The sequence below is a fragment of the Acrocarpospora pleiomorpha genome, from assembly GCF_009687885.1.
GTDB classification, from domain to species: domain Bacteria; phylum Actinomycetota; class Actinomycetes; order Streptosporangiales; family Streptosporangiaceae; genus Acrocarpospora; species Acrocarpospora pleiomorpha.
The window spans coordinates 23,116-38,642 of the sequence record NZ_BLAF01000090.1 but is presented as its reverse complement, the minus strand read 5'-3'; the positions used below and the strand labels follow the sequence as shown (position 1 = coordinate 38,642).

Sequence of the window (15,527 nt, the reverse complement as noted above, 5' to 3'; positions counted from 1 at the left end):
TAAAGATCCAGAGTGATGTCACCGTCGAACTGGTCAAGCACAGCGCGTCCGACAGCGACGTGCTGTGGGCGGCGCGGGTCTCGACGGCGGGGGAGCAGTCACTGGAGGAGGTCCACAAGGATCCGCAGCGGTCCAAGGGGCTGATCAACTTCCTCATGCGCGACCGGCACGGCAGCCCGTTCGAGCACAACTCGATGACCTTCTTCATCAGCGCGCCCATCTTCGTGTTCCGCGAGTTCCACCGGCACCGGGTCTGGTCGTACAACGAGGAGAGCGGGCGCTACCGGGAGCTGCAGCCCGTCTTCTACGTGCCGGGCAAGGATCGCAAGCTCGTGCAGGAGGGGCGGCCCGGCAAGTACGTGTTCGCCGACGGCACCGACGAGCAGCACGCGCTGGTCGAGCGGGTCATGGAGGGGTCCTACCGGCAGTCGTACGCGGCCTACCAGGAGATGCTGGAGGCCGGGATCGCCCGTGAGGTGGCCCGCGCGGTGCTCCCGGTGGGGCTGTTCTCCTCCATGTACGCGACGTGCAACGCCCGGGCGCTGATGCACTTCCTGTCCCTGCGAACCAAGGACGACCGGGCGGCGGTGCAGTCCTTCCCGCAGCGGGAGATCGAGATGGTGGCCGAGAAGATGGAGGCGCTCTGGGCCGAGCTGATGCCGCTCACCCACGAGGCCTTCAACGGCAACGGGCGCGTCGCTCCCTAGGTTAACGCCGGGAGGACGTACACCTCCGCGCCCGGGGGAAGGGCGCAGTCGAGGCCGCCGAAGCGGCGGGCGTTCTCGCCGCACACGAAGATGCTGATGTGGCGGCGCAGGCTGCCGTACTCGTCGCGCAGGCGCTCCTCCAGCGACGGGTGGGTGCGGCGGAGCGTGTCGAGCGCTCCGCCCAGGGTCGGCAGGTCGTCGTCGGAGGCGGCGACGGCGAACACCTTGACCTCGGTCAGGTCGCCGACCCAGTGGCGGAGCGTGCTCGGCAGCACGAACGTGACCAGCGTGACCGGTTTGGCCACCTACAGCACCGCCGCTCGCGTGGTGAAGACATCGGGCAGGTGGCGGGCGATCAGGTCCCAGCTCTCGCCCTCGTCGGCGGAGCCGTAGACCTCGCCGTCCCGGGTGCCGAAGAACAGCCCGGCGGCGGAGGCGGTCATGGCGTCGCGCAGGATCGAGGAGTAGACAGGCTCGTCCGGCAGGCCCTGGGCGAGGGCCCGCCAGGTGTCGCCCGCGTCGTCGGTGCGGAAGACCTGATACCGATGCCCGACCGGACTGCGATCCATGTCCCCATGGAGCGGGAAAACGAACGCGGTATCCGGCTTATCGTGATTTATCACGATCGGGAAGCCGAAGTCGGACGGCAGGTTGTCGCCGATCGATGTCCAGTTCGTGCCGAAATCGTCGGATCGGTAGACGCCCCAGTGGTGCTGCAGGAACAGCCGCTCGGGCCGCGCCGGGTGGTTGGCCACCTTGTGCACGCACTGCCCGAAGTCCGGATACTGGCTCCCCTCGGGGTTGAACGGCACCTTGATCCCGCGGTTGGCGGGCTCCCAGGTGCCGCCGCCGTCCTCGCTCCGGAAGAAGCCCGCCGTGGAGACCGCCACCCCGATCCTGGCCGGATCGGTGGCGTGCGGGATCACCGTGTGCAGGCACATGCCGCCCCCGCCCGGCACCCACTGCGGCCGGGTCGGGTGATCCCAGAGCCCTTCCATCAGCCGGAAGCTCTGGCCGCCGTCCTCGGAGCGGAACAGCGCCGCCGGCTCGGCCCCCGCCCAGACCACACCCGGCTCGGTCGGCGACGGCTGGAGCTGCCACACCTTCTCCAGCGTCGTGCCCGTCTGCTCGGGAAAGGCCACCGGCGGCCGCTCCGCCTCCTGCCAGGTCGCGCCGAGATCGTCCGACCAGAGCACGGAGGGCCCGAAGTGCCCCCACTCGATCGCGGCGATCACCCGCGGTCGCTCCGTCCGGGTGTCGATCGTCACCGCGTGCACGGCCACGTTGGCGAAATGCACCGGATCCATCTTGTACGGGCCGTTGCCGGACGATCGGGCGAGGAACAACCCCTTACGGGTGCCGATCGCGAGCAGTGCGTCCATAAGGTGACCTCCTTGGGATGCCGGGCGAAGTCCCGTGGCGGACGGCTCAGGGCCCATGCTGCCAGTCAGGCGGGGAACGCGCTGGCGGACGGGTGATTACAGCTCCCCCTGGATCGTGTCCCGGTGGATCCGGCTGAGCGGAATCCCGGCACGCTGCAGGCGGCGCACGGTCTCATTGACCATACCGGCCGGTCCGCAGACGTAGACCTCGTGCTCCGTCCAGGAGTGGAACCGCGCCATCGCGTCGGGCACCTGGCCGCGCATGCCGTCGTAGGCGGGCTCCTCCGAGACGATCGGCATGACCCGCAACCAGGGGAACCCCGACTCCATCCGGACCAGATCCGGCATGTCGTAGAGGTCACAGGCCCTGCGGGCGCCGACCAGCAGGTGCACGTTGGGCCGCTTGCCCGAGGCGATCACCTGCTCGACGATCGCCTTCAGCGGCGCCAGGCCGGTGCCGCCCGCCACGCACAGGAGGTCGCGGCCCGAGTCGGTCAGCGCCATCGTGCCCACCGGCGGCCCGAGCAGCACCTGGTCGCCGATCCGGGTGTGCAGGGCCAGCGCGGTGCTCACCCAGCCGCCGGGCAGGGCCCGCACGTGCAGCCGGATCGTGTTGTCCGCCCGCGGCGCGTTGGCGATCGAGTACGTCCGCCAGACGCGCGGCCAGCGGGCGGTCTGCACGCTGACGTACTGGCCGGGGGCGAAGTCCAGGGGCTGGCCCGGGCGGAGCGTGACCACGGCGATGTCGGGCGCGCGCAACTCGTGGTCGATCACCTCCGCCAGCCACCAGGCCGGGGACACCCCCGCGTCCGCGTCGGCCGACCCGATCATCAGATCGGCGGCGGCCGTGTACGCGGCCACCCAGGCGGCCTCGACCTCGGAGTTCCACGCCTCGGCGGCGAACCGCTTGATCGTGGCGACCAGTGCGTTGCCGACCGCGGTGTAGTGCTCGGCGACGACGCCGTACTTGCGGTGATCGCGGCCCAGCTGTCCCAGGTACCCCCCCAGGCTGCCCGGGCTGTCGAGCATCCAGACGATTCGGGTGAGCGCGCCGAACAGGCGGTCGCGCTGCACGTCCATGGCCGGAGGGAACATTCCCCTCAAATGCGGATTTTCCGCGAAAAGGCGCCCATAGAAGTACGCGGCGGCCTTGTCCGCGACGGGCTCGATGGCTGAGAAACTCTCTTTGACGAGGCGCGGATTTAACGACATGTGCGTGAGTCCCACCCTAGGAGACCGGAAATCGACGCCGGTCTAGTCCATCCACCTCCCTGACGGCTCCGGGTGATGAGCGCCCAGCGGCCCCGGCTCAACCGGACACTCATTTCGGAGTGTTCCACTCGCACTCGGGCGTCACAACTGTTTCCCTACAAGGTGGTGCGAAAGCATACCCTGAGTAATGGGAAAGTCATCCTCCGTAATTAAGGTTGGGCTTATTTCGGACAATGAAGGTGAGAAGCCTTCACGTTGTTCGGGAGAGCTGCCATTGATACGTGGGATACGTGACAAAACCGAAATCGAGTACGCCATGATGGGCTAGCCGTCGCGAAGAACCCTCTGGAGAACGCCATGCCCCGTCCGCTCGTTGGCATCACCACCTATCTGGAGGCCGCCCGCTGGGGCGCCTGGGTGAGGGAGGCGGTGCTCTCCCCGCAGGCGTACGCGCGCGCGGTGGAGAAGGCGGGCGGATTGCCGGTGCTGCTCCCGCCCCTCGGCCCCGCCGGCGCCGAGGACCACCTCCGCGGCCTCGACGCCCTCCTCCTCGCCGGCGGCGCCGAACTCGACCCCGGCATGTACGGCGAGTCCCGCGACTCCCGCGTCGAGGAGCCCCAGCCCCACCGCGACCGCTTCGAACTAGCCCTCACCCGCGCCGCCATCGCCGCCGGCCTCCCCCTCCTCGGCATCTCCCGCGGCATGCACATGCTCAACGTCGCCCAGGGCGGCACCCTCATCCCCTGGCTCCCCGAGGTCGTCCACCACGACCGCCACGCCACCGCCCGCCACACGATCACCGTCAGCGTCTCCAGCAAGACCGGCAAAGCCATCGGCGACCGCGCCGAGGTCACCGGCCCCCACCAGCAGTCCGTCAAACGCCTAGGCACCAACCTCCTGGCCGTCGCCTGGGCCGACGACCAGATCGTCGAAGCCATCGAACTCCAGGGCCACCGCTTCGCCATCGGCGTCCAATGGCACCCAGAACGCACCGAAGACAATCGCCTCATCGAAGCCCTGATCGACGCGTCCCGCCCATAACGCGGAACGCGCCACAGTCGTTCCTGCCGCTGCCACAGCGTTGGCCGCTCCGTGACTTACCCGAAGATCCCAGGACTTCCTGATCTCCCGCAGGGCCTCGTCGGCGCGCTCGTCGGCGATCCCGAGGTCGCGGCGGACCCGTGCCAGCGCGTCGAATGAGCCGGGAAACCCCGGGTCGGAGGCGCGCGTCAGCCGGTCCTGGGTCAGTTCGGCGGTGAAGATCTGCTCGATGGTGCGCAGGAAGCCGCGATCGTCGGTCAGGCGGGCCGACTCGCGGGTGAGCAGGGCGGCGGTGATCTCCGGCAGCGTGCGAGGGCGGTCGGGCACGATCAGCGCCGCCGCCGCCCGGGCCGTACGTAACAGGTCGCGGGGCATGCCGCCGGACAGGCAGTGGAACAACGCCGCGAACGGCACCGGCAGACCGACCGCGCGGGTGTCGAGCAGCCGCGTCGCCGTGGCCAGATCCAGCGGCTCGACCCGGATGATCTCGTCGATCGCGCTGTCGAAGGCGTCGCGGCGGCCGACCGGGGCCAGATCAGCCTCCCGCAGCGCCTCGTCGGAGACCGACAGCAGGAACAGGCAGTTCGGCACGTCGAAGACGACCTTCAACTCGTTGACGAAATCGCGGGCGCGCGCGGCTGGCTCGATCCGGTCGAGTTCGTCGATGCCGACGACCAGGCCGCGGGATTTGAGCCCGCTGGTGGTGAGCTCGTCGGCCAGCGTGTGCAGGAAACCTTTCAGGGTGTCGACGATCTCCAGGTAGGTGAGCGGCTGGCGGGCCCGGCTGCCGCCGCGTTTGGCCGAAACGCCGAAGCCCTGCCAGCCCGCGCTCATACTTGCCTCGCTGGTGCGAGTCTGCAGGTAGTGGATCCACTCCAGATGCTTGGCGGCGGCCCCGGCGGCGCTCTTGAGCTCGGCGGAGATCGCCGACCGGCACAGCTGGGCGAACAGGCCGAGCATGAACTCGCGCCGCTCGTAGACGACCGGCGCGGAGATCACCAGGCCCAGCCGCTCGGAGCCGTCACCGCAGAAGGCGTGCAGCAGATCGGTCTTGCCGACGCCGCGCGGGCCCGACAGCGCGATGCTCCCGCCGTCCATCCCGTTGGCCACCACCGTCAGCGTCTCCTCGGCGGCGGTCGAGACGTGGAAGGCCAGACCGCGTACCTGCCGCAGGCCGGGGGTCTGTTCGAGTTGCAGCGTCAAGGCGTAACGGCGGGTGATGTGGGCGCCGATCTGGGCGCGCAGCAACCCGCGCAGCGCCTCGGCCACCGAGTCCCACCAGGCCGCGCGCAGCCGCTCGGCGTCCTGGTCGTCCGGAGCCGACAGCCCGCGCCGCCATACCCGAACCCCCGCATCTCCGGACGCCTGCAAGAACACCAGATATGGCGCGACGAACAGCGCCCCGACGACGAGGGCGACCGGCAAGCCCCAGGCGTAGCCGTCACCGCCCCCGATCGGACGGTTGTGGGCCATCTGCCAGACGAGCTGATCCACGCCGGAGGCCCCCGCGACCACGAGCGCGGTCATCACGAACAACGCGACGCCTGCACTCCAGGAGTAGCGCTCCGCCCGGGCTGACTCGTTTCCCGCTCGGACCCGCGGCAAGAGGGAAAACAGGGCGAAGGCCACGCGCTCCGCCACCGCCGCCATGAGGATCGAGGTCAGCAACAGGCCGATGCCGTTGCCCAGGACCCCGATCACCGACACCGCCCGCTTTTCGATCAGTGCCGCTTTGAACTCGTCGTTCCACGCCCCTACCGTGATGGCCACCAGCGCGACGAGCAGCGCGAACGCCCCACCGGCCCAGAAGATCACCCGTACTCGCCGCTGCCTGCTCCACACGCTCTGCGCCCGCCCGGCGGCCTCCCGGTACTCCTGCTCCGCGGCGCGCGCGTGGCCGAGCAGAAACCCTCGCTGCGTCAACGCCGCCGCCCGCAGGTCGGCCACCGAAGGCGCGTGCTCCCCGGCCATGGCGACGGTGAACTCCGGCTCCTCCAGCACCCGCCCGACAAGCTCATCGAACTCCTGGCTCCGCTCCTCGGCGACCATCTTTGAAGCCTCCCGTCCACGTCCTTCCGACAGGATGGCCTGGCTCAGCGTCCCGCGTCACCGCCGTACGGCATCAGCGCGCGAGAGCTGGCAGCGGCCTCATTACGTGGGGACGGGGATGTGAGGGAGAAGCAACACGGTGCGTTCTTGATGGGGGTTCGGCGTGCGCATACGCTCCGCACGAGGGAACGGATGCGTGCGGCATGGCAAAAATGTTCGACACCGCGCTGCGGGTGGACGCGGCGGGACCCGGTGGGATTCCTGTCCTTAACAATCTTCGTTTTCTACGGCATTCCGCCTGGTACGCGCTGGATCGGATCGCACCCAAGTTTCCCGGGCCGGTCGTGCCGTTGACCGGTGGGAACGGGTCGGTCGTCCTGCTCAGGGGTGAAGAGGCGGTCCGGCGGTACTTCACCGACAACGACACCTTTCATCGGCTGAGCGATGGCATCTTCACGCTGCCGGAAGGGCGGCCCTGGTCGCGGATGTTCGACGCCGTCCTCACTTTCAACGGGGAGCGGCATCGTCGTGCGCGCAAGCTGCTGATGCCGGTCGTGCACAAAAGCGCGATGGAGCACTACGCGGTGGTGTTCGCCGACACGTTCAAGCGGACCAGGTTCGCCGCGTCCGAGGGCGAGCCGTTCGACATGGCGGCCGAGTTCCTCGACGTCACCCGGGCCAACATGCTCACCTGCCTGCTCGGCCTCGAACCGGACGAGGAGAACGTGGCCCTCGCCCACGCCGTCCACCGGCTGCTCCAGGCCACGCTCAACCCGATGGTCTTCATGTACCAGAAGGAACGCGACTGGACCCCGTACGGCAAGTGGACCCGGCAGGTCGCCGGCGTCTACGACCGGCTGGCCGAGATCATCGAGCGCAAGCGCGCCGAGGAGCCCCGCCCGGACGCGTTGTCCATTCTCTGCCACACCACCGACGAGAGCGGCGACTCGCTGACCACGCCCGAGATCGCGGGCGAACTGCACGGCCTGTTCGCGGCGGGGTTCGAGACCACCGCGATGTCGATGACGTGGGCGTTGCTGACCATCCTCGGCACACCTGACCTGGAGGTCTCCGGCGAGGAACAACTGGACGCCGTCGTCAGGGAGTCGCAGCGGCTGATCCCGACCGTGCCGCTCTCCCTGCCGCGACGCGTGACGCGGGAGGTCGAGATCGACGGGTCGCCGCCGATCCCGCGTGGCGCGCTGGCCTTCACGGCCCCGCTGCTCGAACACCGGGACCCGGTGGCGTTCCCCGATCCCGGCGCCTTCCTGCCGTCGCGCTGGACCGACGCCCGCCCTTCGCCGTACGCGTTCCTGCCGTTCGGCGTCGGCCCGCGGCGTTGCCTGGGAGCGTCCTTCGCGGACCTGCAGATCAGGACGACACTCGCCCTCATCCTCGCCTCCGGCAGGCCGCAAATGCTCACCACCGAGGTCGACTACCACATCAAATCGGGCGCCACGGCGTTCCCAAGGAAGCCGGTCATGGTCAGAACGGGTGGCAACGCCTCCGCCCCCGGGCCGATCACCGGCACCGTCACCAAGCTGTGGAACCAGTCATAAGCGCTCGATCTGGCCGCCGCCCTCCGAGGGCGGCGGCCAAGCCTTTCATCGGTGCAGTGAGGTGAAGAGCGTGACCCACTGGTCGGGATGAACGAACGCCACCACCGTGTCACGCGCGATGCCCGCCCGGGCGAAAGCGGAGCCCATCCCGTTGTAATGCCGGTTGAGTGAGGCGTACAGCGAGCCGCCGACGCCGGAGAAGCCCAGCTCCACCAGCTTCTGCCACGCCTCGCCATCGTCGACGAGCGGCTCGGGCCGTCGCTCGATCCGCAGGATCCCCGAGTCGACGGAGGGGACGGGCCTGAAGCTCTCCCTGCCGATCCTGCCGAGCAACTCCCACGAGAACCACGGCCAGCTTTCCACCGTCACCAGGCTCCACCTGCCGAAATCGCCGCTGCGCTTGCGGGCGTACTCCAGTTGGGTGAGCAGGGTGGCGGAGGTCAGCTCCGGCGCCCCCAGGCACCAGTCGACGATCTTCGAGGTGATCGAGTACGGGATGTTCCCCACGACCGCGAACGGCTCGCTCGGGGGCCGTACCGCCGTGAAGTCGCCCTTGACGATCTTAAGCTTGGTCCTGGCCCTGAGCTCGGCCACCAGCAGCGGGTCGATCTCGTAGCCCACGACCCTGGCGCCCGCCCTGGCCAGCGCCATCGTGAGCACTCCCGCTCCGGCGCCGGGCTCGAGCACGAGACCGCTCGGCCGCGCCGCCTTGACCATCAACTCCACGGCATGCCGATCGACCAGGAAGTTCTGCGAAAGCTCCCGCCGCGCCCGATCCCTGGGCGTGCGACCGCCACCACTTTTCCTGGCCTTGTTCTGGGTATACGAATAGTTTCCGTGCGCGAAATCCTGCGCCACAGCAAAAGCCCTCTCGGGTCCTCGAGACGAATGGAATCTCGACGGGCCCTGGGCTCGCGTCCCGCGAAGCTAGCGAGCCAGAGCCCGGCCGCAACGCATGCGCATGAAACAGATGCAGTACATGCGAATCACCCTACGAAGGATCCCCCGGAATCGCGACGCATTTTCTGAGCGACGGGATCCGGCTCGATGATCGCGTACGCCTGTGCCTGCACTCCACGCCCGGCGAGTAGTTCGCGCCAGGCGTGGCCCGCACCTCATCCAGAGCCATGCGTAGGCCCGCGTCGAAAGCCTCCCGGTCCTGCGGCACGGGCAAGGCCACGCGGATCGAACGCAAGTTCTTATCCAGCACGGGTGCGCTCACGTTCGCCGAGCCTTGGCGAGGCGGCAGGTGTGTGTCAAGGGGCGGCGGCGGGACAACCTCGCTTGACGAGGTACTAGACTTGGATTGTTCGTTGTCTTGTATTGTTCGTGTTTATGAAGGCAGGCTGCGCGACATGACCGCATCCAGGACCCCGACCACCGCCGAGGAGTTGCGCGGTGCCGGCCTGCGGGTGACGGCCGCCCGTGTCGCCCTGCTCGAGACCGTCCGGGACGGTGACCACCTCGACGTGGAGGCGCTGGCCTCCGGGGTGCGTGATCGCCTGGGCCACATCTCCTTGCAAGCCGTGTACGAAGCCCTGCACGCGCTCACCGCGGCGGGACTCGTGCGCCGGATCGAACCGCCCGGCAGCCCGGCGCGGTTCGAAGGACGCGTCGGGGACAACCATCACCACATCGTGTGCCGGTCGTGCGGCGTCGTCGCTGACGTCGACTGCGCGGTCGGTCACGCGCCCTGCCTGACCGCGTCCAACGATCACGGCTTCACGATCGACGAGGCCGAGGTCGTCTACTGGGGCCTATGCCCCGACTGTTCCACCGCCCGCAGCGCCTGAGCACCGCGGTCGGCCTAGTCCCGGAAGGATTCTCATGTCTGATAACCATGATGCAATCGTCGTAGACGCGAAGGCGGAGGGCGCGGATGGCTGCCCGGTCGCGCACGGGCGCGCCCCGCACCCGGTTCAGGGCGGCGGAAACCGCCAGTGGTGGCCGGAACGGCTCAACCTGAAGATCCTCGCCAAGAACCCCGCCGTGGCCAACCCCCTCGGCGCGGAGTTCAACTACGCCGAGGCGTTCAAGACCCTTGACCTCGCGGCCGTGAAACAGGACATCGCGGAGGTGCTGACGACCTCCCAGGACTGGTGGCCGGCCGACTACGGCCACTACGGCCCGTTCATCATCCGGATGGCGTGGCACAGCGCGGGCACGTACCGGATCAGCGACGGCCGCGGCGGCGCCGGGGCCGGGCAGCAGCGCTTCGCCCCCCTCAACAGCTGGCCGGACAACGGGAACCTCGACAAGGCTCGCCGCCTGCTGTGGCCGGTCAAGAAGAAGTACGGCCAGAGCCTCTCGTGGGCCGACCTCCTGATCCTCGCCGGCAACGTCGCCCTGGAGTCCATGGGCTTCAAGACCTTCGGCTACGCCGGCGGTCGCGCGGACGTCTGGGAGCCCGACGAGGACGTCTACTGGGGTCCCGAGTCCACCTGGCTCGGGGACGAGCGCTACACCGGCGACCGGGAGCTGGAGAACCCGCTCGCCGCGGTCCAGATGGGCCTCATCTACGTCAACCCGGAGGGCCCGAACGGCAACCCGGACCCGCTGGCCGCGGCCCGCGACATCCGTGAGACGTTCCGCCGGATGGCGATGAACGACGAGGAGACGGTCGCCCTGATCGCGGGCGGTCACACCTTCGGCAAGACCCACGGCGCGGGCCCGTCGGAGAACGTCGGCCCCGACCCCGAGGCCGCCCCGATCGAGGCGCAGGGCCTCGGCTGGAAGAACACCTTCGGCACCGGCAAGGGCGGCGACACGATCACCAGCGGCCTGGAGGGCGCCTGGACGAACACCCCGGTGACGTGGGACAACACCTTCCTCGAGATCCTGTACGGCTACGAGTGGGAGCTGTCCAAGAGCCCTGCCGGCGCCCACCAGTGGAAGCCGAAGGACGGCGCCGGGGCGGGCACCGTACCCGACGCCCACGACTCGTCGAAGAGCCACGCTCCGACGATGCTCACGACCGACCTCTCGCTCCGCGTGGACCCGGTCTACGAGCAGATCTCGCGGCGCTTCCTCGCCAATCCCGACGAGTTCGCGGACGCCTTCGCCCGCGCGTGGTTCAAGCTGACCCACCGCGACATGGGCCCGATCGTGCGCTACCTCGGCCCGGAGGTCCCGGCCGAGACCCTGCTGTGGCAGGACCCGCTCCCCGCGGTGACGCACGAGCTCGTCGGCGCTGAGGACATCGCCTCGCTCAAGGGCCAGATCCTGGCCTCGGGCCTGCCGGTGTCCGCGCTGGTGTCCGCCGCGTGGGCGTCGGCCTCGTCCTTCCGCGGCAGCGACAAGCGCGGCGGCGCCAACGGCGCGCGTGTCCGCCTGGAGCCGCAGAGCGGGTGGGAGGTCAACGATCCCGACCAGCTGGCGACGGTGCTGCGCGCCCTGGAGGGGATCCAGGAGGCGTTCAACGGCGCCCAGACCGGCGGCAAGCGGGTCTCGCTCGCCGACCTGATCGTGCTGGCCGGCGGCGCGGCCGTCGAGCGGGCCGCCAAGGACGCCGGCTTCGACGTCGAGGTGCCCTTCACGCCGGGCCGCGCGGACGCGTCGAAGGAGCAGACCGACGTGGAGTCGTTCGCCGCGCTGGAGCCGACCGCCGACGGGTTCCGCAACTACCTGGGCAAGGGTAACCGGCTCCCGGCTGAGTACCTGCTGCTCGACCGGGCGAACCTGCTGACCCTGAGCGCCCCCGAGCTGACGGTCCTCGTCGCCGGCCTGCGCGTCCTGGGCGCCAACCACCAGCAGTCGCCGCTCGGCGTCTTCACCACGACCCCCGGGTCCCTGACCAACGACTTCTTCGTCAACCTGCTCGACCTGGGCACGACGTGGCAGGCGACGTCCGGGGACGCCAACACCTTCGAGGGTCGCGACGCCGTCACGGGCGAGGTCAAGTGGACCGGCAGCCGTGCCGACCTCGTCTTCGGGTCGAACTCCGAACTGCGCGCGCTCGCCGAGGTCTACGCGAGCGACGACGCGAAGGAGAAGTTCGTCGGCGACTTCGTCGCGGCCTGGACCAAGGTCATGAACCTCGACCGGTTCGACCTCGTCTGATCAAGACGTCCAGGCCGGCCCACACCGGCCGGCCTGGACGTCCTCAGTCCGAACCCGGCTTGATCAGCCGGCCATCGGCATTCGCTTGACGAAGGCCTCGGCGGCATGGAGCAGGACCGGATCCCCGGTCCGGCCGTGTTCGCGCAGGGCCGCCTCGGTGAGCTTGATGACGTGTTCGTCGCCGTGCTCGACCGCGCGCCGGAGCAGCACCTCCCGGTCGGGAGCGTCGGGCGGGTCCTCCCGGTCGAGACCGTCGCCTGACGCGTCCGGGGAGAACGCCGCGATTATCCCGCCGATGATCTGCCAGCTTGCCGCGATCGTAGGCCGATGGAGCTCGACCGGCAGTGACGGCAATACGAGCCGGGCGGCGGCCGGAGCGGTGACCGCGTGGCAGAAGGCGATGGGCGCGTCCGGACGAGTCCAGAGGACGCGCGCGGCCGCCGCGATGAGTCGATCCAGGGCCTCGTCGGGATCGGCGGGGGCGCCGTAGGCGTCCAGCCCCTCGGCGAAGCCCGGGACTCGAACGAGCGCGGCCAGCCGTCCGCCGATACCGGCTCCGGAGGCAGGCTCCGCCGAGTTCATGCGAGGCAGGCGCGCGATCGAGGCAGCCGGATCGAGGGCGCCGTTCAGAGCCGGCGAGCCGGGCAGCGGTTGGTAACGCGCGGCCCAGAACGCGAGACCGTGCGCGAGCTCGTCGACGAGCGGCCACGGCGGAGGATCGCCGGCGGCGGAGAGCACCCGGACGATGTGCGCGGTCCGGATGACGCCGTGCGTCGCGCTGGCAGCCATCCCGGGCAGCAGCCTCGGCCACCACGTCTCCAGGACCTGCCGCCATGGGGCCTCGCCAAGCTCCCGCCGGAAGGTGGCCACCCAATCCCCGAGCCGCCGCATGTCCCCGGTCGCGAACCGCCATTCGTCCGGCTTGATCGGCCGCCCCGCCGGTGGTTCCGGCTCCAGCTTGGCACGATACGCGTCAACCCATTCCGGAACCACGTCGCCCGCACCCATGGTTATCAGCGCTTCAGCGGCCATCGGCCCATGGTTGGCAAGGAACCCCGCGAACTCCACCCCCGTACCCTGGAGTCGACCCAGGGCGTCCAGCAGCCGATCTGGTGGCTCATGAATATCAGCGTCCATATGACCAAAATACGTCCACGGGGACGTTCAGGTGGTCGGTGACCGTGTTCGAGTCGGTACGGTCCGCCAGAAACAGGTGGGCGCCATGGTCCGCCCATGGCTTGCACGGTCGTGGCGCTCGGTGCGAAGCGGTAAGAACCGTTCTCCCTGAGGTCCGGACTTATTTCCGGATGGCGGATCTATCCGCATACATACCCGACCATCACCGTCTGGGCATGAGGATGCCATAATGCCCGGATCGATCTTGCTAGATCGGCATATTGCGGCCTATGTCAGGAGGTGGTTAAATCTAAGTAAAGCTAACAGTTGCGACATAACGGACCGCACAGATATTGACACCGAAGGACGCGTCGGAACGCGGCCGCGAAGGTGTCAAGCACATTTTCGCTCAACAACTCCCTGCTGGAAACTCGGGTTATGCAATAGCCAGCCCGATATCTGCCATGCCCATCCACCAAAGGCGTGGAAACCCGCTCAGAAGGAGTTTCTCGTGATAGGACATGCTGGCCCGATCAGCGGTATCTCCGCCTACCGGGATGACTTTGTCGCAACGGCGGGCTACGACAATCGAGTCATCCTGTGGAATCAAAAGACGGGCGAGGCGATGTCCCGTGTCATCCACGACCACCTCGCCAACCAGTGCACCTTCAGCCCTGACGGCAGGCTGCTCGTGTCATCGTCCAGCGACTACTCCGCTCGCCTCTGGTCGGTGCCGGACCTCCGGCTGATGGCGGTGTTGGGGGAGCACGAAGACGACGTCGAAATGTCGGTCTTCCACCCGACGGAGCGTATGGTCGCGACCGCTTCGCGTGATCACCGCGTACGCGTGTTCGACTACAACGGCGAGATGCTCCATTGTTTCGCCGGCCACACCGCGGATGTCATCAGCGTGCAGTGGAATCACAGTGGGGACCAGGTCATCAGCTCCAGCGACGACGGGACGATCAAGCGCTGGTCGCTCGCGAGTGGCCAGATGGTGCAGGACATCGACCTGGGCGGAGTTGAGACAGACACTATCGCGATCCACCCCAATGGAGTGATCTACGCGGGAAACGACGACGGGCAGCTGATCGTGCTCGACGGAGAATCGGCCACGAAGGTGGACGCGCATGCGGCAGGCGTCAAACGTCTCGCCATCGGCATCGAAGAGAACCTGTTGGTCAGCCTGAGCTACGACAGGACCATGCGTATCTGGGATATCAGTTCCGGTTTTCCTCGTCCGAAAGTCGAGACGAGCCTTCCCTCAGAGGTCTGGCCTCGATCCTGTGCCTTCGCCGGTGACTCGCACATAGTTCTCGGCACATTCGGCTCCACGTATCAATCATATGACTACCAGCAGGACAGGTGGATCGGCAGGGAAGTAGCCCCAACCTACGGCCTTAATGCCGTATACGCTCACGAAAGCGGGCGAATCTCGGTGGGCGATGCCGGCATAGTGTGGCGAGACAATCAGGAGCTGACACGGCCGGGCAGTCTCTGCAACTTCTTCGCTCCCATCGCCGATCGGCTCATCACGGGCGGACAGCTTGGAATAATCTTCGATGTGCTCACCGGACTGCCGATCCACCAACACAGATCACCACTGAACTGCGGAGTCTCCTTCAGGAGAGAGAACCTTGAACACGTCATCGTGGGCACTTACACCGGTGAAGGGCTCGTTTTCTGCAGATCGAATAACGGCATCGACTTCGTGGCCGAACTAAAACTCCACGACAACGCGGTAAAAGGTGTCGCCTCGTCTGGTCGCTACATCTTCTCCGTCAGTGCGGACGGTAGCTGCACGTGGTTCGACAAGGACGATCTCACCCTCGTGAAGACGGTTCACCGTGCCCACGACAAGATCGCAAACGGCTGCGTCGGCCTGGGCAGCGGGGAGTTCGCCAGCATCAGCCGGGACCTGAAGCTACGCATCTGGTCGACCGACTTCACCGCGACCGTCATCGACACGCCCTACGCGCATTCCATCAAGTGCATCGCGGCGAGCGCCGACACTCGCTGGATCGCGACCGGAACCTATGATGGTCACATCGGTATCTTCGACCGCAGCACGAAGACATGGGCCGCGCTCACCCGCCCGACGGCGTCCGGCATCAGCTCGCTGACGTATGACCCCCGGCAAGAGGTGTTCGTCGGCAGCTCGTATGACGGGCAGGCATACGAGTGCGCTATCCCCGTCACCGGCGGGTAGCGAGTCCCAGGTCTCGCAATAGCTGCGAGTAGCCGCGGAGGTTTATTCATAAGCCTCCGCCGGCTCTGGCGATCGAGCTTGTGGCAATCGCTTACCGCGAGAACGTCCAATCGCGTGCCCGTTTCCAAAGCTCGGAGCTCCCAAATAGGCCTCTGCGTTTCGAGCGGGCGAGCGGCGCGCTCGCCCAGGCGGT

Annotated in this window: 11 protein-coding genes; 6 read left to right on the top strand and 5 right to left on the bottom strand. The window is 68.0% G+C overall.

Going from position 1 to position 15,527, the window contains the following annotated elements; all coding sequences use genetic code 11:
• A partial coding sequence (gene thyX, locus Aple_RS46865) for an FAD-dependent thymidylate synthase (protein ID WP_218038881.1) occupies positions 1 to 707 on the top strand: 707 nt, incomplete at its 5' end.
• On the opposite strand, the gene Aple_RS46860 is transcribed toward thyX, so the two are convergent.
• From Aple_RS46860 to Aple_RS46850, 3 genes are all read right to left on the bottom strand, one after another.
• Positions 704 to 1,012, bottom strand: coding sequence for a ubiquitin family protein (locus tag Aple_RS46860; RefSeq protein WP_155351270.1), 309 nt, complete (start codon positions 1,010 to 1,012; stop codon positions 704 to 706). The genes thyX and Aple_RS46860 overlap by 4 nt on opposite strands.
• Positions 1,013 to 2,089 carry a WD40/YVTN/BNR-like repeat-containing protein gene (locus tag Aple_RS46855; RefSeq protein WP_155351269.1) on the bottom strand — a complete coding sequence of 359 codons (1,077 nt, stop codon included), beginning with the start codon at positions 2,087 to 2,089 and terminating at the stop codon, positions 1,013 to 1,015. It abuts the gene before it with no gap.
• A 96-nt stretch (positions 2,090 to 2,185) separates the two neighbouring features.
• Positions 2,186 to 3,169 (bottom strand): globin domain-containing protein, encoded by a 984-nt coding sequence (locus Aple_RS46850; RefSeq protein ID WP_308805553.1) that lies wholly within the window; start codon positions 3,167 to 3,169, stop codon positions 2,186 to 2,188.
• Between the two features lie 489 nt (positions 3,170 to 3,658).
• Between Aple_RS46850 and Aple_RS46845 the strand changes: the two genes are divergently transcribed.
• Both Aple_RS46845 and Aple_RS46840 read left to right on the top strand, forming a co-directional pair.
• Positions 3,659 to 4,342: a gamma-glutamyl-gamma-aminobutyrate hydrolase family protein gene (locus Aple_RS46845; protein WP_155351267.1), complete on the top strand. Its 684-nt coding sequence runs from the start codon at positions 3,659 to 3,661 to the stop codon at positions 4,340 to 4,342.
• Between the two features lie 2,252 nt (positions 4,343 to 6,594).
• Positions 6,595 to 7,950 (top strand): cytochrome P450, encoded by a 1,356-nt coding sequence (locus tag Aple_RS46840; protein ID WP_155351266.1) that lies wholly within the window; start codon positions 6,595 to 6,597, stop codon positions 7,948 to 7,950.
• A 45-nt stretch (positions 7,951 to 7,995) separates the two neighbouring features.
• Here Aple_RS46840 and erm read toward each other — a convergent pair whose 3' ends face one another.
• Entirely contained in the window at positions 7,996 to 8,808 is an 813-nt protein-coding gene (erm, locus tag Aple_RS46835; protein WP_155351265.1) for an ErmE/ErmH/ErmO/ErmR family 23S rRNA (adenine(2058)-N(6))-methyltransferase, read from the bottom strand.
• Between the two features lie 497 nt (positions 8,809 to 9,305).
• Here erm and Aple_RS46830 point away from each other — a divergent pair, with 497 nt between their 5' ends.
• Positions 9,306 to 9,743 (top strand): Fur family transcriptional regulator, encoded by a 438-nt coding sequence (locus Aple_RS46830; protein WP_155351264.1) that lies wholly within the window; start codon positions 9,306 to 9,308, stop codon positions 9,741 to 9,743.
• A 34-nt stretch (positions 9,744 to 9,777) separates the two neighbouring features.
• A complete protein-coding gene (gene katG / locus Aple_RS46825) occupies positions 9,778 to 12,009 on the top strand; it encodes a catalase/peroxidase HPI (protein WP_155351263.1) in 2,232 nt (743 codons plus the stop codon).
• 63 nt (positions 12,010 to 12,072) lie between these two features.
• Here katG and Aple_RS46820 read toward each other — a convergent pair whose 3' ends face one another.
• The gene (locus Aple_RS46820) at positions 12,073 to 13,146 is read right to left on the bottom strand and encodes a questin oxidase family protein (RefSeq protein ID WP_155351262.1); all 1,074 of its coding nucleotides are present in this window, start codon (positions 13,144 to 13,146) and stop codon (positions 12,073 to 12,075) included.
• A 490-nt stretch (positions 13,147 to 13,636) separates the two neighbouring features.
• Between Aple_RS46820 and Aple_RS46815 the strand changes: the two genes are divergently transcribed.
• Positions 13,637 to 15,334 (top strand): WD40 repeat domain-containing protein, encoded by a 1,698-nt coding sequence (locus Aple_RS46815; protein ID WP_155351261.1) that lies wholly within the window; start codon positions 13,637 to 13,639, stop codon positions 15,332 to 15,334.
• Positions 15,335 to 15,527: the final 193 nt, after the last annotated feature.